The sequence below is a fragment of the Paenibacillus sp. 7516 genome (assembly GCF_002272715.1).
GTDB classification, from domain to species: Bacteria; Bacillota; Bacilli; order Paenibacillales; family Paenibacillaceae; genus Paenibacillus; species Paenibacillus illinoisensis_A.
Genome location: NZ_NPBI01000012.1, coordinates 496,141 through 520,673, shown reverse-complemented (window position 1 = coordinate 520,673; position 24,533 = coordinate 496,141). Strand labels below are relative to the sequence as shown.

Below are 24,533 nucleotides of genomic sequence, written 5' to 3'. Positions count from 1 at the left end.
CAGACAAGAATGCTTTAGATTGTTATGACCAGATGTGGATTCTGCCAAGCATTGCGTGTTTACCAGCGCTTTGAAAGTTGTAACGATAAATGATGAAAATGATGATTTTAGATCACATAAATCCGTTATTCAAAATAAGCATTTGCATAGGATTCGCTGCCCAGTGGGGACGGCACAAAACCTTTCAGGTTTGCTTTTCCTGCCAGAATAGGTGTCGTGTGCACAAGCGGAATCCACGGTGCATCTTCCTTGATAATGACTTGAGCCTGTTTGTACAGCTCGGCGCGTTTGTCCTGATCCGTTTCTTTCTGCGCATCGGTCAGCAGCACATGCAGCTCTTCGTTTACATAGAAGCTGCGGTTGTTGCCCGGGATTGCGTCTTTATCCAGCAGCGTGTACAGGAAGTTATCCGGGTCGCCGTTATCTCCGGTCCAGCCGAGCATGTAGATGTCGTCCTTCTCTCCGGCTTTTGCATCATCAAGATAAGTCGCCCACTCCGGCGATTCGATGTTAACGGTCACTCCAATTTTCTCGAAATCAGCCTGAATGGCTTCGGCCACCTTCTTGCCGTCAGGCATGTAAGGACGGGACACCGGCATTGCATAGAACGTTACCGGGTCTGGCAATCCGTCTGGGAAGCCGGCTTCGGCCAGTAATGCTTTTGCTTTTTCCAGATCATACGGGTAATCCTCAATCGCATCGTTGTAACCCCATAGGGTTGGCGGCATCGGGTTCACGGCAGGCTGAGCCTGTCCGGCAAAAAAAGCATCGATAATGCCCTGCTTGTTCACCGCGTGGTTGAGGGCTTGTCTTACTTTTACATCGTCAAAGGGTTTCTTCTTGAAGTTAAAGCCGATATACGCCACGTTGAACGGTGGACGCTCGATCTTCTGCAGCTCACTGTTACCTTCGAGAATGGACAGATCATCCGGGTTCAAATCCTCCATGACATCAATCTCCCCATTTTGCAGGGCATTGAAGCGTGCCGTGTTGTCCGGAATCGAACGAACAATGACTTTGTTCAGCTTCGGTAAGCCCTCTTTCCAATAATTCGGATTTTTCTCCAGGGTGATGGAGTCGTTCCGCTTCCACTCTACAAATACAAATGGGCCTGTGCCCACGGGCTCGCTTTTGAAATTCTCTTTTTTCTCCTGAATCGCTGTTGGGCTGGCAATACCGAATGGGGTCATCGCGATATTTTGCAGGAAAGGTGCCTGCGGCTGGTTCAGCGTGAACTCTACCGTCGTCTCGTCAATCGCCTTCACTTCCTTGATGACACGGCCATCCTCTGGCCCAAACATGGAATCGTAATAATCGAAGGAATCCCCTTCAAATTTATACTCACTCGCCGGATCACTCCAACGGTTGAAGTTAAACACAACAGCATCGGCATTGAAATCTGTTCCATCATGGAACTTCACACCGGGCTTCAGCTTAAACGTGTACTTCAGGCCATCCGCCGAAATTTCCCAGCTCTCAGCCAAACCAGGAACGACCTCCGTCTCGCCTTCCTTGTAATCCAGCAATGAGTCGAAGACCTGGTGCCCAATCTTCAGCGACTCCCCGTCTGTTACAATTGCAGGGTCCAATGCCACCGAGTCCCCGCCGCGGCCCATAATCATCGTATCCTGAGCTGCCGTTTCTGTTGGGGGATCGGTACCTTCTGCCGGAGCAGGTGAATTGCCTGTTTCTTCATTGCTGGAGCAGCCGGACAACACCAAGACGGTGCTCAAAGCCAGAGTCACAAAACCGGACATCCATTTCTTTCTCATTCGCATACGTACAACACCCTTCCCTGTCTCATAATGTGTGTGATACTGGCGTGAAAAAACTTCAATGATAGCCATTGGTTCGGTGCTTGCTTGTATCAATGAAAGGCTTTAGGTGCCTGTGATACCTGTATTTGTGATCGTATTACGATAAGGTGGAGTACTATTGGTTTTTTTAAGATTTTGCGGACCGGGCACAGATTATAAGATTATGTGGATTCAATAGGTTACCTTTTAGAAAAAAGGTTAGTACGGCTCAGTTGCGCAATAATTAAACTTAGGTCAATTAGCACCATTATTCTACTATTTGGATGGAAGTTAAACTGAGTTAGAAAGAAGACAAAATGACAAAAGAGTTGTATAAAAACATGGTATAAAGCATCGTTCGTTCTAGATACATTTGTTTGTTCATGAAGTTTGGCATTGGCCATTGAGAGGGTTGGGCAGCATTTAAACAATCTGTTATTTTGATATGGATGGAGCATGTCAGTGGTTTCACATGAAGGTAGTTGTTTTGAGTTTCATGAATGATGTGTGTGTTCGAAGATGCAGGGATTAGACAACAGGGAGACATTACGATAACTTGTCATGTTAAGGCTCTGTCATGGTGAGGAGTTTTATGTAAATAAACAGTGGTTAAAAACAATTTCGTGTAACTTACTTTACATCACATTCATCAATTAGACAAGAGTTTTGCGGACATAAGTCTTCAACTTTATTCACGCGTTAATTTTAATTACATAAAACACAAAAAAGGAACACCATTCGACAGGAAAATGCCGATGTGTCCCCTCTCAATCCCGCTCTGGTAACGCCCATCATAGCTTTATTAGATCTGTGTTAACTCACTTCTTGAATAAACCTCTCCGATACATGACCGTAATAAAACGGTAAAAATCATAACTCGCCCCATTGTCGATGCTGAACAGCGGATTTTTGGGGTCATACGCCAGAGCCGCATCCACGGCTGCTTTGGCCCACACCGGAACTTCCATCTGCTGACGCGCCTGCAGTTTGTCTACCTGCGCCTTCAGCGCATCAAACGCTGCTTTCTCTTCGGCTGTCATCGGTTCGCCCCCTTTCGGTGGTTCGGTCGGTTTCACAGGCTCGGATGGTTCAGGCGGCTTCGGTGTGGCTGCTGCATATCTGACCCGCAGCTCCGCTGCCGACCCTTCGAACTCATTCATGTCCACGTTGCCGCTAATTCCATTCACTTTGCCCGAATCCGTAAACTGCCAGAACGTCCAACGTTTCCAGGCAGGCTGATCATCCGGTACACGTGTGCTGCTGTAACGCGCAATCCACAGATCGTACGTACCAAGCGAAGTCTCAAAATTGCTGGCAAATGAATTGCCCGTATATATGATTGGTTTTACACCCGTAAGTCGCTGCAGTTCAGTTAAAAAGGCTTTGGCTACCGTGTTGATCTGGGCTTTGCTCAGATTACCCGGGTTGTTCTCATAGTCCATGACCGGTGGCAGCTGCAGCGCCTTCGCGCCTCCGACCTTATTTAGCGTATTCGCATAATGCGCCGCTTCGGCTTTGGCCCCGTCCGTGGAGGTAGCGCGGAAGAAGTGATACGTTCCGACCAGCATGCCTGCCGCCAGTGCGCCGCTTACATTTTTCTGAAAGTTCGGATCGGTATACGTCTGGCCCTCGGTCGCCTTGATGAACACAAACGTCATGCCGCTTGCCTTCACTTTGGCCCAGTCAATATTGCCCTGGTAGCGGGAGACGTCAATGCCCTGCGTGTTGCCTGAGGTTCTGGTTTGCATGTTTCTCACACCCTTTATGCGGCAATTGCCGTTTGTATATAGTTAATGCCAAGGATCCTGGGATTGCTTGTGTGCGTGTCCCTTGTTGATGGTAAAAGCGAATTTTTCGGATTGCTCGAGGTTATGTCGTTGTCGCTATTGAAATAAAGTTAGTTAGTGCTTAAGTCAGCCTACATCGTATTCTATATTGGAGCTATATAAACTTCTATTAATGTCACTTCGGTATCTATTACACACTAAGGAAACCATACTGGCTCGGTACGTGACCGTTCCAGATCCGGATCGTTCTTCCGATCGCTGTTGTCTCCAAATTTTCTTGATTTATTTTCTTAAAGGTTTGAAATTCGGAGACAAAGGCGACCTCTATCGCTTCTTCAGAATCGATTCCGTCTCTTTCACTACTTGTAGCTAATGGCACATACCAAATACTTTTGACTCAGTAGCGCTCTGTCTGTTATCACAGGGCACAATGGAATAATTGCTGAATCCTTACTTCGTGTCATCCCTAATCTGTTGATCCACGTCCTTATGATCTGACGGTGCAATAGATTCTCTGGAATGGGGAGTATAGTTACCGGGAATCCCCCCGTCCCCTCCCTTGCCCTTGAGCACTTCAATAGCCTGCCTAATCGCAGGCGGAATAGGTGCTCCCAGTTTGCCCCCATTTTCAATAATGGATAACAGCTCATTCGCGATATAAAAAAAGGCGACCGCATCCCTGAACAAATGTCCGTCTCCCAGAACACCGTCCACCAGATGAGCCACCGATACCATTGCAAATATAAATACCTTTCGCGCGATGCCGAACATCCCGACATTGCTTTCGAGCTTGCCACTCGCCCCCGCCGCTGCGATACCGGTTAGGTAATCAAGGATGACGAATACGAGCAGTACCCCAAGCACGCCTGACCAGCCGCCGAAGAAGTAGGTTGCTGAGCTGCTTAGCAGAGCGATAAAAGACTTCCATATGGTGTCCCATTTTTCCATGGTTTCACCTCCTTTGATTTTGTAAACATTCGTCAGAAGGCATAAAAATAGCGCTCCTTATTTGGAACACTAGTTAAACGATATTCTCACTTTGTTTTACTTTTTCAAGAGCTTCGGCTACCTTCGTCTGACTCGACGCAGGAACAGCATCTATAGTAATAACGCCTTTTTGGATCAATGCAACGTATACTGCCACCATAGTCTCACCCCCCTCTCATGAGTGCAATTCCCATCTGATTAGTAGCCTGCCAAGCTTATTCTTCATTTGCCGTTTCTTCTGGTGCTTGTTCCACTGGGACATCTTCGGCAGGAGCTTCTTCCGTAGGTGCCGCTTCTTCAGGTGGCATCAAACTGCATCATAGCATGTAGCTCCATGAGCGCGATTTGATTGAGTGTACTTTCTTCAGCCAGTTGTTCATTCCGTTCATTCGCTTCAATGAGCTTTTGCGTCAAGTCGGAAATTTGATCACTTAAGGAAATGCCCGGCACTTGTGGTTCTTGTGTAATTGGATCGGAATAAGAGAACAAAGGCTTCAAAGTTTCAAGATCAACTCTTTCAATCACTCCGCCTTCGGCACGATCCAAGGAGTACTCCCCGTGCTCAAGTTGAATCATCCCGACGCTTGCGGGTACCTTGTCATCCAATGCCTTATACAATTTGAAGTCTTGTTCTCTTGTCGTTTCAACAACAATCCCGGCGCTCTCTGGTGTAATAACGATTACGTTACCGGACTGCGAGTCGTAATAAACCTTCATACCGATTTTATTTTTCGGCTCTTGTTCGTTCATTCTTCCACTACCTTTCGGGTGATTAGATTTTTGTCACAGTATCCATGTAGTAACAGGCTCTATCGTAGAATATAAATTCGCATTACCTTGAGTTGAAATTGTATACGCGGTTGAATCTGAAATACCCCACAATTCAATCGTGTCTCCTGCTTCTACTGTAACTGTCTGGGAGAACACTTGCCCATTTACGGTTAATTGTACAATGCTTCCCCGAGCTACTCCGTTCACATACAATCGAGCTTTTCCGGGAGCTGCTAATCCAAAAGCTTGTTCGAATCTATAAACCCCAGGATAATTAACTCGTACTGATTTCATTTTAGCGTAGGCACTTGAACTCGCCGTTCTAACGGTAGCATTTGATCCGACTGAATATTCGCCGCTTGGCCCGGATACCATTCCTTTACTCGGCCCATCAATCGCGTAATTGTTCAACAAATAATTATCAATTAACGGCATTTAATCACCCACCTTTTCGAGGACGAACGTCATCATTCCACCAGTACTTGATTGTCGATGAACAATGTTTTCATTTTTCGAAATGAAGTACTGAAAATTCAAAAGCAGCAACGAGTCATTAGGCTTAATATCTTTATTTACCAACGTCGAAGGTGCATCCAAGAAAATTGAAGTTGTCGTTGTCCCGCTTGTGTTGCAAATTATTACTGAACGAATAATCATGTCAGAATCTTTTGTAATTGACGCGGCTACAGTAACTGGGATAGCATTCACCTTTAAGTACGGATACTCGGATGATACATAATCATCTTCAAACCCAGACACTTTAAAGAAGCATGATGCGGATGATGCCATAATTATTATCGTTTCTCCTGGCAATAAAGGAATGTCCAAGTCATTGATCGCTAACGTATCTTTCCCTTTTAACGTGTGATCGTAAGCGACATAAGCCCCTCCTATGATCAAGCGAAACTTTAAGTCCGTTGTGCTGGAATTACTTATTGTTACTGACTTAGCGACCGCATACTTTCCGCTTGGTACCGTATACGCGGTCCTTGATACGTTTGCGGAAGGATTAGCAAGAACCAACGATTTAATTTGTTTACCCATTATTCAATTGGCCCCCAAACGTTTCGTTTATTTTGCATATTACGAACAGCTTCTTTAACAGCCGTTTCAATAACGGATACAGCCGCCGTGTTCTGACGTATGATATCGTTCATATCCGTAAGTAACGCCTTTTCATTCTCTGCTACCGATCCGACGAATGGAGCAACCGGAGACGTGTCCAGCATAAAGTACGTTACCGTATACGTGGCTGACGGATCGAACGCATCTTTCACCAGATTCGCTCTTGCTGTTCCATGAGAATCGACCACGTTTCTACCAATAGCCCATCGATCATCTTGAGCTCCATTTTTATAAATCGCGAGAATATCCCTTGCTTTAGTTTTAAGCAAGGAAGAAGAAACTTGAGTAAAGTTAATCTCCCGGCGACCATTTAGATTAGGATTCGTATTCTCAGGAGTTGAATTATACTCACGCAACATGATACCCGTTCCGACTTCAATTTGGTTATTGCCTTCGATTAACGTCAATTGTCCTTCTGACGTGATAGGCTCGACAGTTGGCGTTGCAAGTTGATATATGAGTTGGTACGGCGTCCAAGGAGAATACCTTGTATAAGTTAACGTAGTTATTGGACTGGTAGGAACTGTTAGTACGTAAGTCGTAGCAGCTGTTCCTGCCGCATAAATTGAATCTAAAGGACACCATGCCTTGCCAGCAGACTCGCCGTTATACGGCTTGCTTACGTCTCCTTGATTTCCTAAAAACATCTTCCATCCCATGAAATACGCCTTAATCTCGTCGGGTGTCGGTGTATATAAGTCTCCCCACCCGCTGTCTGCTGCTGAGATTGTGATATATAAAGTACCAGTAACAGTATTAATCCCGAACAAGTTTGGCCCCGTTTTACTGGCTTCTAATCGTGTGAGCAATCCTCCTTCGTACTTACTCATGATAGCTTCTGGTACGGGAATGTTTGCTCCTGTTAATCCCGCTACATAAACTTCTTTTATTCCTGTGAGAGACGCCAACAATTGATAAGACAATGAACCGTCAATCAATCTTTTTTTCCACTTCGCCAGTTTGAAATATTGACCGTCCTTCTCGAATACTTCGTCAGCATTTGCCCCGGTTAATGGATCAGCATATAGATCCGTTTGCAATGCGAGCATTGCGTCTACACTCAATTGGAACGGCCTTGATTCACTTCCGATAGTCAAAGTTGGGTTCCTAACTTCCAATACTCCAGCGTCAATTCGATATATCGAAACTCTAACGCTGCTTGCATTTGCTTCAGTAAGGAATGGTCCGTCCATGAAGTACTTGGTTGAGATAAGATTTTCAGATCCGTCGAGAGTTTCAACAGCAATTACTACCGGTGGACCTGTAATAACGTCTGCTTTTACTCTATACGTAGTGTTTGGCAAGCAAGGAACCTTGACGATAGTATAACTTCCTCCTGCGTTTGCAGTATTCACGCTCAAATGATAAGGAGATACAATTTTAGCGTCAGTACCGATTTGATTCCACTCATAAAACGGCGGTAACAAGTTTTCTCCATAACGAATTGCATACGGATTTCGTACGGGTTGGAGACTGTTGACATAAGGATACTTTAAAGCCATTTGACCAGATGTCAGGGACTTATCCTCATCAGAAACTTTGTAGATAGCTGCATTAGAGAACTGCACTTGTGATTCGTTCGAAGCTTCGTAAGTAGCATATTCCGCAGTTAATTTAAATCCAAATGTCGTGTCCCAACCATCCACAATAGCCTGAGTAACAGTAATGACTCCATACATATCATAGGTTGTTCCATTAACAGGGTTATCAATGTTCATAGCTGTAAATCTATTGAGGGTATTTGAATACAGGTAGAGCTGTAATTGTTTAGCTGTCCCAACGATGTGAGTAGCCCGAACACGCAAAAATAATTTGTCCCCTACTTTAGGATTTAGGGCTGAAATATGATTATAATTTGTGATTTGAGGATTTAAGCCCGTTCCGTTACCCGTAACGGTTATGACATTATTCGCGGCAGTTCTTGTACCCAATCCAACGTTCCATCTCGTAGCATCCTCGAACCCCCCATCACGCCCCAACAAGTTCACCAGCGTACGGCCTTTAATTCCCTCTAGCTTAAACGCCGAGGCACGTTCCGCATTAACAATCTGCAATCCTGGCTCCAACGTCACGGATCTGCGCTTTTCCGTATCCAGCCGCTCTTGGATACCATTAACCTGTGCAGCCGTCTCTTCGAACTTTTCCTCTACCTGCTCCGCAAAACTATCAACCTTCTCCCAGTTCTGGTCCAGATACTTATCCAGATCAAAGTAGGTTGTCGATGGCGAGCTGCGGTCAATCTTATTTAGCCCGAGATTCGGTGTTTTCGGCTCACTCATTTATGCTCCACCTCCTAAAAATTTATCCTGCCAGGTCGCTTCGATCTCGGCCAGTGTCATGCTCTCTACTTCTGCGATCGTCAAATACCGCAAACGGTACTCTACAGTCATATGCGCAGGCTTGATATCTTCAACCGCAGCCTTGAGATCGTCCAAATTTGGCGGCAGACCCAATGTATCTATGAAGCGGATTATGATGTGGTATTCGCCAGAATCAACCGATACATCAATCCCTCCACTTTCATACGCCTGTGCCACATTTTTAAGCATCGAACCTGAGACTTTGCCGCTTCCTCGCATTTTGGAGATGATAACGGATCTCCGCTGCTCTTCCGGCTTGGCTGGATTCGTTGGAATTTGCAAATCCTGCTCATATCGCTCCAATGCCCAGGTTGCAGACTCCGGATAGAATTGGTCCAATACACCTTCCAACCCCGACGCAAGCTTTTCCAGTTCTTCACCTTCGGTCTCCGTTAGCAACTGCATCTCCAACACATTTTCATACAACGGGGGTAAAAGGGACATCAACACCTCAGCTTTACTCATGTCACCTTCACCGTCCCGAGAACGGCTACTGCACCGGGTGCAATCTCCAGATTGGACATGCCGCCATTCACCAACAGATCGCTATAATCGATCACAGGCGGGATATCCAGAATGACATTGGCAATTCGTGTCCAACGGACTAGCGGATCGGCAAATGCCAACTCTTTCAGATAGGCAGTAACACCCTCTTCAATCAGCGTTTTTACGCCCTCATACGTTGAGCCTGAAGCAAGTGTGACCTGCACCTCCACATCAATCGGTACTTCTTCTGCCCCCACCACCGTGACCACGGGGCCGATTGGAGCCGCGCCTTCCCCCATCCCATCCCGGGTTGGATCGATATAATCCTGTACCGCGTGAATCACCGCCTCGGCGGGTGCATGCATCTCATTGTTTAACAGTGCCACTTTTACCGTGCCCGGACCATCCCACAGCGGAAAAGCTTTCGCTTTACCAACCCCCGAGTTCTCCCGTGCCCACAGTTCATATTGATATTTATTGGCACTCGTTACCGGACGAGAGACTTTGTCCTGATATCGGTCATACAGAGCTTGATCTGTTTCCTCATCTTCACCTGGAACAAGCAGCTGGGTCAGTTCCGCTGTTGTCAGTCCGGCAATATATTCGATGGGCAGCAGCGCCCCTGTATATTCATTGCCTTCCGCTCCGGCAACCTCACATTCCAGCACATATTGCCCTGCTGCCATTCGTTCGACAGCCAGGTACACCCGATCCCCTGTAGAAAAACGACTCCCCAATGGAACTTCAACCGGTTTACCCCCGGTGTCCTTGAAGCTGCCGATCCAGCGTGCCTGGGTTGCCGCTTTCCGGGTAATGCCAGACCAAGCCACCGCTCGGTCCAAATACTCTCCCGAAGCTGTGTCCGCAAATTTCAGATTGACGTTAATATCCAGCTCAATGTACATCTGAGCCATTTCCACAGCGGCTGGTGCAAGCGCATCATAGATAATGCTGCCTTCACGTTTATCCACTCCATCCGGTACTTTGTCCAGCATTCGGTCTAAAATGACCTCAAACGTCTGCTCTTCATACATTCATGTTCACCTCCGTTTCTCCCCTGAACGAGCCGAAATTGGTTTCCACGGTAAAAGACACCCGTACCCCATTCGCCTCGTGAACAAAATCAAACTCCGTTACATTCGAAATGCGATCATCCGGTAGCAATGCCTCCACAATCCAGCGCTCTAATTCGGATTCCACCATAGATCGTCCGGCCATTCCCTCCCAAGACCATTCCATGCCGTAATCTGATGAGTAGATCAGATGCTCATAACGATGAATGGACAATGCCTTGTACACGGCTTGTTTCACCGCCTCTTTTCCATCCAGCTGCAGCCTTCCGATTCGCTGCCCAGAAGGCTGCAGCAGATACGTCAGGCTTGGAACAACAGCCAGTTCTTCCTGTTCTTCTGCACTCATTTGTGCTCCTTGTGGAATCATGTCTTCACCAGCCGATCCAGCACAACAAAACTGTCCCCACCTTGCACCCGGAGCAGCAGAACGTGGTCACCCACAGTCCAATTCTTCCTCGCTGCGGATTCCGGCATCATGAGAAAAGGTTCCGCCAATGTCAGCCGTTGTTCAACGGTAATCTCCAAGGGCTCTGTCCTCGTCACTGTTCCGTACATGACCTGAACAGGGGCTTTGGCATCTACGGCGGCTACTGCCGCCTTTTTAATTACATCCAGCATCATGAATTGTTACACCACCTTCAAATCCAGCGACATCGTGTGCACGCCCCCCTGTACCTTGTGTGTGCATTCGTCTACCAGAAAATATTGATTGATCTTCAGTTCTTCAATCTGAATATTGACATAACTGCCTGCCCTGACCTTGAAATCGCCCAGCGCATCCACTTTCAATGACTGAGTCTCTCGGTTACGCAGTGTCATCAGGGTTTTCAGCATGGCATCGATCTGGCCTTCATTCAGGCCATCGTCCGCTTTTTGGTACAAAAAAAGCAGCCCCCATTGACGGATGCTGCCTGAGTCCTGATGGACGAAGGTTTCTCTTTTTCCCGTATCCTTGTTGTCCCGATACAGCTTGATCTTGTTATACGTCTGATCGTCAATCGACCGGGTATAGCTGTAATCCGTCAGCAGACTGTTATCCCCAATAACAAAGCCGTAAGGCATCTCTTCCACATCCCGAAGCACAAGCTTGCCGAAGTCGTCGTAAAAGATATAGTTTTTGCCGCCATAAATCAGCGTCCTGTCCAGTGCCTCACAGATCATGTCGATCAGCTTCTTGTTATCAAATAACATACGCGGAATGACATATTTCGGCTGAATCAGATCACCCATCTTCAACTGAAAGTCTGTTGCAATTCGTCTGATCACATCCGCAGCAGTTGCGTTAACGAACTGGTACGTCTGGTTCGCGGTCAGATAGCGAGTCTGGTCGTAGGCTTTGATTTTGACACTTTCGTCCTTGCCGCTGTCCACCGAGAAGATATATCCATAAAATATCCCCACTTCGTTACTGACATACTTTACGACGTATCCATTCTCATATGTGAACTTCGAATTCTGGAATAAGCTCCCCTTGATCAAGGTGAATTCCAGAGAGGACGGCTTGCCAATGCGGGAGGTTTTGTAGGTAATTTCGCCGGCAATCTCACTAATATCCCAGATGTTACCCAGCTTATCATCCAGCCATAATTGCTCCTTCAACTTTCCCTGTTTGTTATCCAAACTGATCTGCTGCTGCATGTTCCCTCTCCTTTCACGGAAGCTTGATCACCAGTCCAATGGGGAGCTTCTTCAGTTGTGCATCCTTGATGCCGTTCAGTTTCTGCAGTTCTTTCCAGCGCGAGCCATCTCCCAAATGGGCTTTGGCAACAGACCACAAGGAATCTCCGGCTTTGAGTGTGACGGTCTTGGCCTGGATTTTTTCATTGGGCCGGGAGGCTTTGGTTTTTGTTTTCGAAGCATCAGTATCCTTATTGTCCTTGAGTGGCACTACTTTTTTGGCGGCATAGAAAATGAACTGCTTCAGCTTGATATCATACTGGATATCGCCTACCGTACCCGCTGACTCCTTCCAGTCGAAGCTCTCAATGGAAACCGCCATGTTAATCGTGTACCTCGCACTGGAAAAGAATAGCCTGACGGGTCTGCCTGTCTGCATCCAGCGTATTATCTTTTTCACATATTCATACGGATCACGGTAATATTCCTTCTGTACTGCTGGATGACTTGCATCGTAATTCAGATGATACGGGCTGTAGTCTGCCGGAAAAATGCCGCTAAAACTGACCTCCCGCAGTTTGGGTGACTTGATCACGTTAATTTCTCCGAGCGCGCTGACGTTAAACGTACTGCCATCCCCCGCATCCGAAAACTCAATGCTCTCTGGTGTCACCGGGAAATACATGTATTCGGAACGATTGTTGAAGCTGAGCTGGATATAGTATTCCATTAACCGTACACCCCCTGAGCACTGGAGACGATCTGACTGTTCAGTCCATCGGTGATTTTGCTAATGATACTGTCCACGTCATGTCCGCTGTTAATATCCCCTGTGGTGACCTGAACGGTTGGTGTTAGACTGACGAATCGCTGAATAGCCTGCATCTCTGCAAGCTCACGCATCAGTTTCAGATCTTCACTGGTCACATCCACCGTGCCATCCACATCTCCGATTTTGTCCACCTGTCCGATATTGTTGATTTTGTTAATGCTGCTCATGTTGTTATTGGGGACCATAGCGGGAGCAGGTGCAGTTGGAATGGTTGGCATGGAAGGTGTTTTGGGAGTAAAGCCGCCAAAATTCCCAGGTAAATCTTCTGAACTACTGGAGAATTTATTTGTTGTTTTATCTACCAAGTCATGTCCTTTACCATAACCCTTATCAAATGCATCTTTATAATCCGCTGAGGCATCCGCCCTCCACAAATCTAAGACATCTTTTTGACTTTCAGGTGCACTTGCTTCCAAATCATTCATCAAGCCTTGTAATTTATTACTAACGGAATGAACATTAGAGTTTGTGACTAGCTCAATGCCTCCCCAATCTGTACCAAAGATCTTATTCAGGTAAGGTATCAGTTTGTTTATCCCCTCAATCACCCAGTTGATCTGATCTTTGAATCCGGCTGCAAAGTCTTCGATTCCCTTTGTGATATTCAGTAGAATCTGTAATGCAATTAACCCCATGTCGACAAATAATTTCTTAAATGCATAGACAGGATCTCTGACTAAATTAACGAAAAATTCAGCCCACGACATAACAACGTTGAGAATAGATGCAAAAATCGATTTCACGTGTTCATACACCATATAGAAATAACCGACAATTACCCCAACTATATCTCCAGCTGTAACTCCGCATAATTGCAAAATATAAATGAGCACTGCAATTGCAGCAATCACAAGCAAAATAGGCCAATTAGCTACCAGCCAAGCTGCTGCGAGCGAATATACCTCCGCGATCACGATGCCAAGCGAAACAATCATGTTATAAAGCAGCACCATTGCTATAGCAGTCAGAATAGGTGCAATGATATCCCAGTTTTCTTGCACAACTGTAGCGAAATTGACAAACCCATCCACAATAAACGCCATCACCTGAGCGATGATTGCAAATGCCCCACTAACCCATTCAATAAAACCACTAAACTGGCCTGAGCTTATCGCTTCATTTAACCGATCAAGTACCGGAGATAGTGCTTCCAACGCTTTCGTGCCGATTTCGGCCATTATCCCATTGAACTGGTTCACAAGAGCCGTCCATTTCTGTAATGGAGAATCAAGCATCGTCTCGAAGGCCTGTCGGGTATAACCTTGCATTTCAAGAACCGTCTGCAAACCCTGAATGAAACCATTCAGGTCTTTGGTTTGAATAAACTTATCCAGTCCGGCACCATTTAAAGCACTTTCCGGAATGTTAAATTGATTCGCCAGATCCGTGTTTTTCCCGTTCATGGCACTAACAATTGCTTTTGACGCATCTGATAGGCTTTTACCATCCGGTGACAACATGCTCAATCGTTGGGTCAACTCATTGAGCTGATCTACCTGCCCTGTGTTCTGAGCCAAAGGCAAGAAGCCTAGAGAAGATTTGAGTGAATCATTGACATCTTGGCCGCTTTTAGAGGCTTGATCTCGAAACTTATTGTATATTCCTTCCCCGAGCACCGGATCCTCAGCAGCAACCATGTAACGGTGCTTGAAGTCCTCTTCCTCAGCAGCCGCTTTTAACACGACGCTTCCAGCCGACTTTAACATTTGCAGCCATTTGGAGAGCTTGTTCAGATTATCTCCTAGAGCATCGCTCGTATCACCAGCGGCACCCTCCAGTTCTTCCATCAAATTAATGGTTACATTCAGCTGCTGGTTTACTTGATTGAAGTGGTTGGTTATGTTCGTCTGGTTAAATTGATTCAGACTAATGCGGTTGATCTGGTTAAAATTGTTCAATATTTCAGTTGTTCTTACCTGGACCAGATTCAGATTGTTGATCAGATTATTCATGGATGGAGGATTGATTACATCGATCCTTGTTTCGGACATTCGTTTCTCCCTCCTTCCCCTGTTATTTTTTCCTCGCATGGTTCTTGGACCGCTCTTTCTTCTCTTCCTCCACCCGAATGAAGATCATAGCGTATATCGCCGCCCGCTCTCGTGCGGAGAATGCCATCAGCTCATGCGGGAGGATGTTCAATTCATGGAGAGCGTAATAAGCCAGATTGGCTTCCGAATCGCCCTCTTTAATTAGTTTTTTACTTCATCCACCAGTTCGTTCATGTCCTGATTGAAGCCATTCAGCTTCTGAACCTGTTCGCCGAGTGCAGCAAATTCCCCAGGCAGCAGCATTTTCCGCAAAAGCGATTCCGCCCCCATCACGCCATATGAACGCTGGAGCTCTGCATTTTTCAGATCAGGATACACCACGCTGGCGCTCATCAGGCGAGCCATATAATCATTGGCATCAATGTCGGGTGTGTAGACACCGTTCTTGCCTTTGATTTTGCGAGTTGCAGCCTTGCGGCATTCCTGATTCTCGTCTTCGGTCATGCTGCGCAGTTTCCAGGCAACCGGTTCACCCTTCTCATCCTTGAAACGGGGAGATACGATAAACTCCTCTGTTGTATCCGCCGCTGCATTTTGCGCAAAAAACATGCTCAATCCACTCATTGTTCGCTCCTCCTCAATATTGGGCCCCCCGCCGCAAGAAGCGGCGAAGAGCATGTGTAATGTACTAATGTAATCCCCTCTTCAAACGAAGAGAGATTGCAAACGAATTTGGACACGCCAAATAGCCCGTAACACAGGCAAGCTGAACAGGTTTGTTTTGCAGACCCGCTGCTAAAGTTGAACTCGCTATAGATCTATAGCTAATATATTTGCCACTTCAAAAATTAATTCGGCAGATTAAACGATACAGGCATATCGACATCTTCAAAGGTAAAGCTCACTTCTTCCTCCAAAGCCTCGGCCTCGGTATCCAGGGATGCCATGATCACACTGTCGAGGTTAACGCCTTTAAGAGTCACCGTCTGTTTGCCAATGGTAGACGAAGGATCTTCGTTGGTCACTTCAATGTCGAAATAGGTATCCACACCATTTTGCATGTACTGGAGCATCAGCTCACGGAAACGGGACGTCGTATAAAAGATTGTCATGGAACCCGAGCCGGACCAACCGGTTGCTTTGTGCTGAACGCCGCGACGGCCCAGTGTTTTGACCTCTGCTTTTTGTTTCTCCACCGTTGCTTCCAGCGTCTTCACGTAGAACATCTCTTCCGTCTGTCCGTTAATCGTTGCATATGCGCGGCCTTCCTGGCCGGAAATCGTATCGCTTGCTTTCAAAAATGCCATCTTAAACCACCTTCACTTTCATGTATACTTTTTCAACGGAATCCACAGGTTGGACCTGAACCTCAATTACAATACTGTCCGTTTCATTTCCCGCAGTCACAGTGATATCTGTGTTGGAGTCAAAGTTTTGAATGGCCCCGATATCCTGCAGCTGCTTCAGGTAGGTAACACATTGGGAGCGGAACAGGCTGCGCCCATCTTCGTTGTTGTTCACTTTGCCGATGTAATAGGACTCGAAAATTCGTTTCATGTCGTTGGCAATGCCATCAAGTACACGGACAACACGGTTTTTGGCAAAATGACGCGCTTTATCCGGCGTTACCGAACGGAACGTGTTCACATCCTGCTCTACCACTGCACGGTTACTGCTTGCTGTAAAGACAAACTCACCATTACGCAAGGCTGTTTCTGTCTCGCTGTGTGTCAATCGACCATTCACATCTACAGCGTCGTCATAGGCGCGGAAGGTCAGGGATTCGTTCAGATTGGCCCCGGCTGTTGCTCCGGCTGTCCAAGCTACCGTTTGTTTGGGGGAGAGAACGGTACCGTCTGTGAGCACAACGCCATTTTTGACGCTAATTACACCTTCGTGATCCGCAGCCGGATAATCTGCCAGCACTAATTGGACCTTCTTGCCCTCCGTATCGCGCAAACGCTTGATGTATGCAGAGTATACAGATTTGAGGGTAGCATCGTCGGATATCAGTCCCACGGTGTTAAAATCAAGTACTTCCAGTTTGGAAAGGAAATCTGTATGCTCCTGGTTCGTTGCAGAGCCATCCAATCCACCTGTTAGTGGAAGTGAAGCTGTTGTTGTGAGAGCACCTTCGCCAGTAAAATTAACGTATGCGTTGGATTCCAACTCTTCGATCGTTGAGACGGTTTGTTTATCCACTTCTTTAGTTGAAAGCAGCGTCATAACATCGAACTGGTCCGGATGATTGATATTGGCTGAGATCACAATCGCCAGATCATTCCCTCTCACGCCGCCGTGTTGGGCAGTAACCGTTAGTTCTCCCAGCGTGGCCTTGGCCTGTGTCCCTGCATTTAAACGATATAGGAGCAGTGTTTGGGCCCGTTTCAATGCTTCTCGAATCAACAGCAGTTGAGGTGCTGTCCAATCATAGCCCAATTTGGCTTGTACATCTTCACCTGCCTGGATGGTCATGATTGTACCTGCTTCTCCCCATGACAATGGAAGCGCCAATGCCACTGTTCCTCGCTCTCCTACCGTCCCCGGCAACGAGCCCTCTGATGCAAAATTCATATATACGCCAGGGCGTACCTTATTTTGAGTTGTCCATGTTCCTCCTGCCATTATTGTGCCTCCTCATTCATAAATTGTTGGATGTGTTGCTTCGCTTCTTCTACTGTGTATGTCACATTCTCCCGCAGTACGGCTGCCAGAATGTCCTTCTCCATCCGGCTCAACTGCCGGGATTCAGCGAACTGTGCTTTGCTGTATTTCAGATTGATGTTTTGGTCGATGTTCTGGCTGCTTTTCGGGAATTTATTCTCCGCTTCTTTCTTCGTAAACATCGCTAATACGCCTCCCATTCCTTTCATGGTTATCCCCTCATTTGATTAGTTAAGCTCAGCTAAAGAATATTGACACTGGCCACTCCAAGTACAGAACAACCTTCCGATCGCTGTTATCCCTAGATTTTTTTGATTCCCTTTTTTAAAGGGGAAAATCCGGGAATAAAGGCGAGTTCATGCTTCCGAAGCAGCTTCCTTTCAGAAAGCTTTTAGCTAAGCTTCTTCAGGTTATTTCTGTCCTCTCCGTTTTTGTTTATATGTTAGTCTGAACATAAAAGTCATTCGTATGGCGATTTCAATGCAGTTGGCCGCCGTTCCAGATGTTGCATTGGACTGGAGGACTCCGACACTTTGGTGGTTCGCATCGTGTAATACACCCACAGTTTGGGTATCTCTCCCCACGTTTTCCATCGCAGCTCTGTCGCCCGATAAGGCATTCCCTCGCCTTCAATCGTCTCTAGTGCTTCAAAGAACCTGTCTGGCAGGTCTTCCGGAATGTTATCCGCATCCAGCCAACGAATCTCGTAGATGTGAAACTGCACGAACCGATCGCTACGCTCACGAGTGAGTTTGGCTGACAACAGGCGATAGGTAAGGCCTTGGGTTTTTGGAACGAGTGTGGTGCCGCCACTTGCAGGGTGGACCGGGATGTTAGGGAAATTCTGTTTGAGCGTGCTTGCAATTGCTTTGGTTAATTGGTTTGTGGTCATGGTACACTTCCCTTAGGGTAAAAATTAGTTTTCCTATCTAAAAAGGTTTAGCATCCCCTCTTACGTCATATAAATAGACTTGATCGTGTGAAAAACGAAATCAGCTTGCCCTGCTGCCTCTATTTTTAATGATGGACGGGGCTCATTTCCGATATAAATGACCACTTTATCCTAAACACGTGACCATCACTTAATATGCCGTCCACCAAATGCCTGGAAGCCACTATGTTAAAAGTAAGTGTCTTACGTACGGTGTAAAACAATCCCATATCTCTCTTAAGTATGTCTCCCGCAAGCCCTGTCAGGTAGCCCAACGCGACAAACACTAACAAAAGTATCCTCTCTTTTTGTAATAAAAAGTCCCCTACCCACTCCAAAGGACATAAATAAAGCGCACCTCATAGGTACGCCAGGTACTAATCAATCAAAAATCCAACTCCACTTTCAATCAGAATAGCATCCACCTGTTGATGTAAAGACATTGGAACTGTCTTGTACTGAGACATCCCGAAAATAATACGTTGTGCGAAAAACATAGCTACCATAGTAATCCCTCCTTCCGTACAAAGGAGAAGCCATTTTAATGTGCGCTGAATCATTTATAAACTTCTATTGCTATTTCAGCAATAACGTCATCTGTGAATGCAGCTCGTTCCGCAAGTGCCTTGCTCTGTGCTTTCTTGCTTCAAAAATTCAAATTCTTCCTGTGGTACGCAGATATAAACAATAGGCGGTGTTGGTTTAGTATCTGAAAAAATCAAGAAATTCCCATCAAATAAAATCTGATCTTCAACCAAGAATTTATCTTTATATTGATCAATAATTTCCTGTCTCTCTGATGTATCTTTGTATTCTACTTTGATCATTCAACAAGTCCCCTATCCTATAGTACCAACGAAACTGACATTTGATTTTACTTCAAAATTAAACATAGTAATCCATCCACCACTGTCACACATACCCATAAACTGTATTGTATCACCAGCGGAAATATAAAAATCTTCCGTATATATAATATCAGACATATCTTGTGTACTAATATGCTCTGTTCCTAGTGGTGACCCGTTTACAAAAATCCGAGAGCGATACGTTTTATAACCCCCTGATGTATTTGCCGTATAGGATATTCTGTATCGTCCTGTAGCCGAGAATTTTATACTATAAAAAGTTTTATATTGGTTTTCTAACCACTTTTGTACTTGTCCCTCATACCCGAATGTCCGATGGTCTCCTGGAATAATACCTAGAAATGAACCAACTACACCAAGAATATTTTTACCAAAAAGGATATTTTCAGGTCGTAAATCAGGCGTAAGGGCATATACCCAAGATTGTCCATTAAAGTAGCCTTCGGATGGCATCAAAAAAATACGATCTCCAGGCCAAACAGTCGAATTAACTGCTGGTTGATGATGGTCCTCAGCGCTGCGATTGAGCATTGTACCAGTGCGTCCATTGGCGGAGGCATTGCTAAAACTTACCCCTGCCAGCACTTGCGCTGGAACAGCATTTCCAGTAGCTTTAATCACCCCAGACATCTTGTTAATTAACTGCGCCCATGTCTCACTTGTGGATGCCGTTACACCAATGGAGTTGAGAGCGGCCACCACATTATTCTTTTGCTCAACTCCAAGCTGCTTTGCCGCTGTTGCCTCATCAAATGCTAACTTAACCGCGCTCGGCGTAGCCGCTTTGTCCTTCACAGTACTATTAATCGCATCAGACAACTGCACCTTCCCCTTCTGCGTCAAAGACGCATCAGGAATATCCATCTGGCTCACCGCTTCACGAAGCGTATCCAAATCGGCCTGTGTCGCGACACCTGCATCAATCTTCTCAAAAATCCCATTAATACTCTCCCGGGTTACGTTCTCGTTGCCCAAGGGAAGAGGTAATTTCAGTCGATCTGTTTCTTGTGGCATTACGCCCACACCTCCAATTCATTCCACGTCAGGGACGCGGCATCCAGTTCATCCCAAGTTACCTGTTTTCCATCCAAGTCGTCCCACACCAAATAGCGATACTCATATTCCACGGCCATGTGGGCCGGTTTCAGTTCATCAATTGCACGTTTGAGATCATCAATATTGGGCGGGATACCCATCGTATCCACAAAGCTCACCGTAAAACTCCACGCCTCCGGTTGAAACGTCACATCCACCTTGCCTCCGGCATATGCCTCAGCCACATTCGCAACCAGCCTGCCGGAAAATGTCCCGGCACCGCGCAGCTTCGACTCCACCACGGCACGTCGTTGCTCCACGGGTTTGAGTCGATCCGTTTCAATACCGAGCTCCTGCTCCCAGAAATCCAATCCCCACGTCGCCGTACGGACAAAAAACTGATCCAAGGTCTCATCCAGCGCCTGATACAGCAGATCCATCTCGGTACCTTTGGACTGCATATCCGCCTGCATAACGCGCGAAGTCTCATAATAACTCGGCAAATACGAGAACAGCTCTTTCCCCTTCGTGCTTGTGATTGTAGAAGCAACAACAGCCGGCAGACTACTCATTGACATCCACCGTCCCCAGCACCGCCACCTGACTCGCGGTCATCTCGATATTCTGGTCGCTCACACCATTTACGGTAAGCTCCGAATAGTCGATGATCGGCGGGATGTCCAGCAGGATCGCGGCAATACGGGTATATCGCACGAGCGGATCGGCAAAAGCAAGCTGCTTCAAATACGCGGTCACCCCGCGTTCGATCAATGCTCGGACATCCGCCAAGGTTGCATCACTGGCCAGCGTCAGCTTCACCTCAATGTTCATGGGCACTTCCTCGGCTGGCATCACCGACACCACGGGACCTGCCGGGGCAACGCCTTCACCTTGACCATCCTGCGTCGGGTCCACATACTTCTGCACGGCCGCCACCAGATCGCTGCCTGCCGCACGTTTGTCCGTATCCAGCAGATACAATCCCACTGTTCCCGGCCCCTTCCATAACGGAATTACACGTGTTGCGCCAACACCAGGCACTTCACTGGCCCATTGCACATACTGTGCCTTGTTGCCGCTTGTCCCCTGGTTGCGGACTTTGGCATAAAAGCGTTCCAGCAGCGCCGTATCTGCCTCGATATCCGAACCGCCTTTGATAACGTCCGTGTTCACCACAGACGTCACGCCACTTACCGGTGTAGACAGCACGGTCACGGTGCCTACGGGCACATTGCTCTCTTTTCCGGCAACGAGTGCACGCACACCGACCACACCAAGCCCATCTTCTCCAAGCTCTACACTCCCAACGGTCTCGTATTCCAGCGAAGCTTCCCCGGATACTTCATCCGCGAGCGTCGCAACAACTGTACCCGCCGGCACCACTTTCCCCGGTGTACCCGTGAACCTCACCGTGCCTTGTGCCGCTACCGCGGCCCGCCGCGTAACACCATGCTCTCCCGCCCGCAGATCCAGCTCTTCCGAACGAAAATTCGGGTCACTGCTCGCAGCCGTACTGGCAAACCCTCGCCGAAGCAGCTCCTGCGCCCACAGCGCCGCCTCAGACAGCATAAATGCAACCGGAGCCTCCGCATCCCACAGAAACGATCCCTCCGATTTATCCAGATCCGCGGGCAGACGATCCAGCATGCGCTGCATAATCTGTTCCTCCGTCTGGTCCTCCAAATAACGCGGAATCTCAGCCATCCCGTCAGATCACCTCACTTTCCAGAATAAACATCTCTTCCTGTACACTCGCCACCCGGCACGAGAACATGCACTGCTCTAGGTTCCAATCGAACGTGAACTGGTCTACCGAATCCGTGCGTGGATCAGCCAGCAGCGTCTCCGTTACCATCCGGGTAATCTCACTTTCCATCACACCCCGGCTGTCACCCTGACCCACCAGCTCTTCCAGCTCTGAGCCATAGTTCCGGGAGTAAATCACATGTCTGTACCGCGGCGTCTTCACCGCCTTGATGCACCATTGCACCCAGGCTTCCTGCGGACCTGCCGCAGCCACTTTGCCACTTGGGGTCAGCACAAAATCCCCCGCATCATAATCGAATCGCCAGCTCCGCCCAAAGCGAACCTCTTCCGAAGCCGCACCCGACAGGTTCTCTTCATCTCCCCAGACCACACCCGTTTCCGGGAACAAACTAGGCATTCGCACTCACCACCTTACACAGCACCACAATGTCGTTACCGCCATTTACCCGCATCGCCAGCACACGGTCCCCAGCCTTCAACCCTTTCCCCAGAGACCATACCGCTTCTTCCACTTCCTCTTCTTGCAAAAGAAACCTTCCCGTGCCCGTCGTTCCGCCATTCGCCACGTCAGGTATCCCGGAGATCGCGCCAACAGCCTCGCGCTCCGGCAAACCAAGCGTGCCCGGCAGCTCGGCCACGAGATAGTCCTGCACTTCGTGCTTGAAATCATCCAGCTTCACGCCGGACGACGTCATTGTACCCAGCACCGCACCCATGCCGCTCACAGCCTGACGGGTATGCGTACTCATCGCGCCCCGCATGACTTCGGCAAAATGCCCATACGGATCTTCCTTATTCAAGGTAATACCTCCTTTTCACCAGCTCCGCCGTGCCCAGCTCCAGCGTCATCGTCCCAGGCCCGGCCGATAAGTCTCGGCTGACGGACATGACGATCAGCTTTAGGCCTTTGAGCAGTACCGCATCGCCGGCGCGAATCGTGTTCACATCCGGCGCGGAAACGGTAAACGTCTCCTGGATGCCTGTCAGACGACTCTTCGCAAGCTTCTTGGCAGCCGTCGCCGTTTTGACCTGATCGTCCTCGATCAACTTTTGCAGGGTGCCCAGTTCCTCCACACCTTCCTGCTCAATTGCCAGCACTTTCGATGGAACTTCCTTGCCGCTACTGGATTCCGATGCAGCCATAACTTTAACTTTGGTGACTGCACCCTCAAGCGTACGCATCTGGGACAGATCGATCAGCCGATCCAGCTCGTACACCTTCGCATTGCTGCCTACCTTGAACAGCTGCAGCCCGCCAGGCGTCATCCGGGGATGATACATGTCTCCACCAGACTTGGCGGTTTCCTTCAGATCCGCAAACATCATCGAAAAGATCGTCTGCGACCGATACACCGCTTTGCCCAGCTTTGTTTTGGTGTCTGGCAGTGTTCCATATGGAATCTTCCACTCTTTGGCGTACGTTTTGAGCCGCTGCGTGGCGGTTTGGTCTTTGGGCAGAAGGAACTCGTCTTCCGATTTTTCCAGATAGATCATCCGGTCATACACCGTGAGAGACAGCCGCTTGGTGCCGCTGTTGGAGCTTTCCACCTCCCAGATGACCGCAGGATGCAGCAGATGAACCATGGATTTTTCGCCAAAAGGAATCCCACTGATTCGCACCGCCATCCCCGGTGATATCGCAAGCAACCCGGAAGAAGCCGACACCGCCAGCCGGATGCTCGCCTGATAGGCAATCTGATCGAGCGAGTCCTTCAGCGTAATCGTCTCCACCAGTTTGGTAAGGTCATATTTGTCGTCCACAATAACCTTGTAGGTCATGGCATCACCAGCTTTTGTCCAGGCTTGATCCGGTTCGGATCGCTGCCAATGGTTTTCACATTGAGCTTATAGATCTCGTTCCATTTGGAACTGCTGCCCAGCTCAAGCTTTGCAATTTTGGACAGAGAATCGCCAGATTTGACGGTGTAGGTCTTGCTGCTTTTTTTCAGATCGGTACGGGAACCCGACTTGCTCGCAGATGCTGCCGCGCCGACCTTCTCCACTTTGGAATCCCGCCAAGTACGCAGTGTAATGTCAAAATAAATGTCCCCACTCTCACCGCCCCGAAAGGTCGTATTGTGTGAGATCAGATACACCGGCACGTTCACCCCTGTGTTGGAAATGATGAAACGAAGTGGTTTTTTGGATACGAGAAACGTATTCAGGATATTCATCGCCACCCGCGGATCAGGTACAGGCTCGTACATGCAGTAGGACGCGTCATATTCTTTTGGAAAAAAAGAAGAGAAAGTGATCTCCTTCACCTTCTCTCCCTGTGCAAAATCAAACTCGCCATACTCCAGCATATTAATCGTTTCATAGCCTTTGGATCTTGATATCGTGAGCTCTTCCGGCTTCACCGGGAATCGGAACGATGTTGTTCCATCCTTCAGGGTGAATTCCATTCGTATTCCTTCCACGTTGTCTTTAATTACACTCATA

At 47.7% G+C, this 24,533-nt stretch carries 29 protein-coding genes; all 29 read right to left on the bottom strand.

Annotation, left to right across the window (positions count from 1 at the left end):
* Positions 1-125: 125 nt before the first annotated feature.
* The gene (locus CHI14_RS13600; RefSeq protein WP_095289126.1) at positions 126-1,772 is read right to left on the bottom strand and encodes an ABC transporter substrate-binding protein; all 1,647 of its coding nucleotides are present in this window, start codon (positions 1,770-1,772) and stop codon (positions 126-128) included.
* Positions 1,773-2,614: 842 nt separating this feature from the next.
* Entirely contained in the window at positions 2,615-3,544 is a 930-nt protein-coding gene (locus tag CHI14_RS13595) for a glycoside hydrolase family 25 protein (protein ID WP_095288967.1), read from the bottom strand.
* A gap of 489 nt (positions 3,545-4,033) precedes the next feature.
* Positions 4,034-4,531 carry a phage holin family protein gene (locus CHI14_RS13590; RefSeq protein WP_095288966.1) on the bottom strand — a complete coding sequence of 166 codons (498 nt, stop codon included), beginning with the start codon at positions 4,529-4,531 and terminating at the stop codon, positions 4,034-4,036.
* 73 nt (positions 4,532-4,604) lie between these two features.
* Positions 4,605-4,730, bottom strand: a complete 126-nt coding sequence (locus CHI14_RS30650; protein WP_283163822.1) for a CD1375 family protein — start codon at positions 4,728-4,730, stop codon at positions 4,605-4,607.
* Between the two features lie 137 nt (positions 4,731-4,867).
* A complete protein-coding gene (locus tag CHI14_RS13585; protein WP_095288965.1) occupies positions 4,868-5,320 on the bottom strand; it encodes a hypothetical protein in 453 nt (150 codons plus the stop codon).
* A gap of 33 nt (positions 5,321-5,353) precedes the next feature.
* Positions 5,354-5,776 (bottom strand): hypothetical protein, encoded by a 423-nt coding sequence (locus CHI14_RS13580; RefSeq protein WP_095288964.1) that lies wholly within the window; start codon positions 5,774-5,776, stop codon positions 5,354-5,356.
* A complete protein-coding gene (locus CHI14_RS13575) occupies positions 5,777-6,385 on the bottom strand; it encodes a hypothetical protein (RefSeq protein ID WP_095288963.1) in 609 nt (202 codons plus the stop codon). It lies immediately after the preceding gene.
* Positions 6,385-8,745: a hypothetical protein gene (locus tag CHI14_RS13570; protein WP_095288962.1), complete on the bottom strand. Its 2,361-nt coding sequence runs from the start codon at positions 8,743-8,745 to the stop codon at positions 6,385-6,387. The genes CHI14_RS13575 and CHI14_RS13570 overlap by 1 nt, the downstream gene beginning before the upstream one ends.
* Complete coding sequence (locus CHI14_RS13565; protein ID WP_095288961.1) at positions 8,746-9,291, bottom strand: putative phage tail protein; 546 nt, start codon at positions 9,289-9,291, stop codon at positions 8,746-8,748.
* On the bottom strand, positions 9,288-10,346 hold the full coding sequence (locus CHI14_RS13560; RefSeq protein ID WP_095288960.1) for a baseplate J/gp47 family protein: 1,059 nt from the start codon (positions 10,344-10,346) through the stop codon (positions 9,288-9,290). Before CHI14_RS13560 ends, CHI14_RS13565 begins: the two co-directional genes overlap by 4 nt.
* A complete protein-coding gene (locus tag CHI14_RS13555) occupies positions 10,339-10,752 on the bottom strand; it encodes a DUF2634 domain-containing protein (protein ID WP_095288959.1) in 414 nt (137 codons plus the stop codon). Before CHI14_RS13555 ends, CHI14_RS13560 begins: the two co-directional genes overlap by 8 nt.
* On the bottom strand, positions 10,749-11,006 hold the full coding sequence (locus tag CHI14_RS13550) for a DUF2577 family protein (protein ID WP_249281099.1): 258 nt from the start codon (positions 11,004-11,006) through the stop codon (positions 10,749-10,751). The genes CHI14_RS13555 and CHI14_RS13550 overlap by 4 nt, the downstream gene beginning before the upstream one ends.
* A gap of 6 nt (positions 11,007-11,012) precedes the next feature.
* On the bottom strand, positions 11,013-12,023 hold the full coding sequence (locus CHI14_RS13545; RefSeq protein WP_095288958.1) for an XkdQ/YqbQ family protein: 1,011 nt from the start codon (positions 12,021-12,023) through the stop codon (positions 11,013-11,015).
* Between the two features lie 13 nt (positions 12,024-12,036).
* Positions 12,037-12,732, bottom strand: a complete 696-nt coding sequence (locus CHI14_RS13540) for a LysM peptidoglycan-binding domain-containing protein (RefSeq protein ID WP_095288957.1) — start codon at positions 12,730-12,732, stop codon at positions 12,037-12,039.
* The gene (locus tag CHI14_RS13535; RefSeq protein WP_095288956.1) at positions 12,732-14,825 is read right to left on the bottom strand and encodes a phage tail tape measure protein; all 2,094 of its coding nucleotides are present in this window, start codon (positions 14,823-14,825) and stop codon (positions 12,732-12,734) included. Before CHI14_RS13535 ends, CHI14_RS13540 begins: the two co-directional genes overlap by 1 nt.
* A gap of 201 nt (positions 14,826-15,026) precedes the next feature.
* Positions 15,027-15,449 carry a phage tail assembly chaperone gene (locus CHI14_RS13530; RefSeq protein WP_095288955.1) on the bottom strand — a complete coding sequence of 141 codons (423 nt, stop codon included), beginning with the start codon at positions 15,447-15,449 and terminating at the stop codon, positions 15,027-15,029.
* Between the two features lie 224 nt (positions 15,450-15,673).
* Positions 15,674-16,132: a phage tail tube protein gene (locus CHI14_RS13525; RefSeq protein ID WP_095288954.1), complete on the bottom strand. Its 459-nt coding sequence runs from the start codon at positions 16,130-16,132 to the stop codon at positions 15,674-15,676.
* Between the two features lies 1 nt (position 16,133).
* A complete protein-coding gene (locus CHI14_RS13520) occupies positions 16,134-17,450 on the bottom strand; it encodes a phage tail sheath family protein (protein WP_095288953.1) in 1,317 nt (438 codons plus the stop codon).
* Positions 17,450-17,698, bottom strand: a complete 249-nt coding sequence (locus CHI14_RS13515; protein WP_095288952.1) for a YqzN/YkzM domain-containing protein — start codon at positions 17,696-17,698, stop codon at positions 17,450-17,452. Before CHI14_RS13515 ends, CHI14_RS13520 begins: the two co-directional genes overlap by 1 nt.
* A 251-nt stretch (positions 17,699-17,949) precedes the next feature.
* A complete protein-coding gene (locus CHI14_RS13510) occupies positions 17,950-18,381 on the bottom strand; it encodes a phage tail terminator family protein (RefSeq protein WP_095288951.1) in 432 nt (143 codons plus the stop codon).
* 416 nt (positions 18,382-18,797) lie between these two features.
* Positions 18,798-18,926 (bottom strand): hypothetical protein, encoded by a 129-nt coding sequence (locus CHI14_RS30645; RefSeq protein ID WP_258377736.1) that lies wholly within the window; start codon positions 18,924-18,926, stop codon positions 18,798-18,800.
* Positions 18,927-19,013: 87 nt separating this feature from the next.
* Positions 19,014-19,247, bottom strand: a complete 234-nt coding sequence (locus CHI14_RS13500) for a hypothetical protein (RefSeq protein WP_095288949.1) — start codon at positions 19,245-19,247, stop codon at positions 19,014-19,016.
* Positions 19,248-19,259: 12 nt separating this feature from the next.
* Positions 19,260-20,303, bottom strand: coding sequence for a tail fiber protein (locus CHI14_RS13495; protein ID WP_095288948.1), 1,044 nt, complete (start codon positions 20,301-20,303; stop codon positions 19,260-19,262).
* A complete protein-coding gene (locus CHI14_RS13490; protein ID WP_170948124.1) occupies positions 20,303-20,896 on the bottom strand; it encodes a YmfQ family protein in 594 nt (197 codons plus the stop codon). Before CHI14_RS13490 ends, CHI14_RS13495 begins: the two co-directional genes overlap by 1 nt.
* Positions 20,889-22,028, bottom strand: a complete 1,140-nt coding sequence (locus CHI14_RS13485; RefSeq protein WP_095288946.1) for a baseplate J/gp47 family protein — start codon at positions 22,026-22,028, stop codon at positions 20,889-20,891. Before CHI14_RS13485 ends, CHI14_RS13490 begins: the two co-directional genes overlap by 8 nt.
* 4 nt (positions 22,029-22,032) lie before the next feature.
* Positions 22,033-22,488: a DUF2634 domain-containing protein gene (locus CHI14_RS13480; RefSeq protein WP_095288945.1), complete on the bottom strand. Its 456-nt coding sequence runs from the start codon at positions 22,486-22,488 to the stop codon at positions 22,033-22,035.
* Positions 22,481-22,891: a hypothetical protein gene (locus CHI14_RS13475; RefSeq protein WP_095288944.1), complete on the bottom strand. Its 411-nt coding sequence runs from the start codon at positions 22,889-22,891 to the stop codon at positions 22,481-22,483. The genes CHI14_RS13480 and CHI14_RS13475 overlap by 8 nt, the downstream gene beginning before the upstream one ends.
* A complete protein-coding gene (locus CHI14_RS13470) occupies positions 22,884-23,870 on the bottom strand; it encodes an XkdQ/YqbQ family protein (RefSeq protein WP_095288943.1) in 987 nt (328 codons plus the stop codon). The genes CHI14_RS13475 and CHI14_RS13470 overlap by 8 nt, the downstream gene beginning before the upstream one ends.
* Positions 23,867-24,496 (bottom strand): LysM peptidoglycan-binding domain-containing protein, encoded by a 630-nt coding sequence (locus CHI14_RS13465; protein ID WP_095289123.1) that lies wholly within the window; start codon positions 24,494-24,496, stop codon positions 23,867-23,869. The genes CHI14_RS13470 and CHI14_RS13465 overlap by 4 nt, the downstream gene beginning before the upstream one ends.
* Positions 24,497-24,533 lie beyond the last annotated feature (37 nt).